The 1,824-nt window shown below is 38.4% G+C and carries 1 protein-coding gene; it reads right to left on the bottom strand.

Going from position 1 to position 1,824, the window contains the following annotated elements:
• The coding region (locus GBO31_RS23320; RefSeq protein WP_219011029.1) for a hypothetical protein at positions 1–1,824 on the bottom strand (1,824 nt) is incomplete at both ends.

Genomic DNA, 1,824 nt, shown 5'->3' with positions numbered 1-1,824 from the left:
GAACACTACCTGTGAAATCAAATAACTGATAGGTATATGGAATATCTGTACCTACTGGTGTCGTTACCAATATAGATCCATCACTAGAACCTACACAATTTGGATTATCTCCCGTTAAAGCAACTGTAGGATCTGTTGGAATTTCTCTAGTAACTGTAGCTGTAGCATCACATCCTGGTGCAGGTGCAATTCCTGAATCTGTAACCACAATGCTATAACTACCTACTGATAAACCAGTAAATACATTACCACCAGCTCCATTCTGAGTAATAGGACCAACAGCAGCCGATGCACTATCAGTACCTGTTAATACAAAGGTGAAATTACCTGGGTTGGTCGCAAAATCAGAACCACCACTAACGGTAACGGTAATATCTCCATTGAAATCCCTACACGTAGGCTCAACACTAAAATCAGCACTCACTATTAATTCAGGATATACCGTTATAGTTTCTTGATTTGAAGGACAGTTATTTCCATCGTAAACTGTAACTGTATAAGTACCTGGTCCAGTAACCGTAAACTGATGTTCTGTATTACTTACGTTTCCTGGTACTGGAACTCCAGCGTCTAATTGATATGTTAATTGTCCGAAGCCTGATGCTGTTACAGTAAATGTATAATTGTTATCAAACGTACAAGGATCATCTACAAATGCCTGTATTGGATCTAACACAGGATTCGCTGTAGTATTTACAGTAATCACACTTGTTTCAGTACAATTATTATTATCTCGAACTGTAATCGTATAATTAGTTCCTGTTCCTGTAGGATCAGTTAACACAAAATTACCATCAGTATTAGTGATGATTGGGTTAACTCCATCATCAGCTATATAAGTATATGGTGGTGTTCCACCATCGGCAACGATTGTTACTATACCTCCTGTATTACAATTTGCATTTTCCTGATCAACCATAAATGTAATATCACTTGGTTCAGAAATTGTTGCCGTATTACTTGTTTCATCACAGAAAGGCGAATCCAATGCTTCCACAGAAACTTCATAAGTTCCAGCTGGCAGTGAACCTATCAATAGAGGGTTCGCAGCAGTTGTATCTCCAGATCCTGTAGCTGCAACACCACTAGTAATTGTATTAGTTACTGTATAGTTGTAAGTACCTGTATATCCTGTTATGTTTAAGTTTAATTCACCTAATGCATCTCCAAAACATACATTATCCGTTACTAATGTTAAAGTAGCTGCTATCGTATCAAATGGCAATACTTCGTACGTTGTAGTTACAGAACAACCTGTTCTTTCGTCAGTAATTTCAAAAGTATAAATTCCAACTGCAGGTAATGTAAACTGTGCATCAAAGTCAAGTAAAGGCGTATCTACAACAACCCCTGTTTCTAATACCTCAAAGATATAATCTCCAGTACCTAAACCATCATCAGCAACTGAAACAATTACTGTTTCTGGGTTATCACAAGAAATAGCTCCTGCATTTACCGCTGTTGCATCTCTAACCACGGTTTCTCCAGTAATAGCTGGGAATGGTGGTACTACAACTGTAGGTACTACAAATGGACAATTGTTCGAATCCATAACTGTAATATCGTAGTTACCTGCTACATCTGCATCAATAATAAACTGAACGCCCGGTGTAACAGCATCCGCATCAACTACCGGTAAGTTTGTTACTGTAATACCCGGTCCTGTATAGGAAATCGTATAGTCTGGCGTACCATCAACTATCGTAACTGTTATATCTGGGAAAACATCACTATTGTCTGCTGCACAACTATAAGCATTCTGGGTCGCACTCGCAGTTACCTGTGTAGGATCTACTAGCGTAATATTATTCTGTGATGAACAGC

Source organism: Aquimarina litoralis (assembly GCF_019295435.1).
Lineage (GTDB): Bacteria > Bacteroidota > Bacteroidia > Flavobacteriales > Flavobacteriaceae > Aquimarina > Aquimarina litoralis_A.
This window is presented reverse-complemented; position numbering and strand designations above follow the sequence as displayed.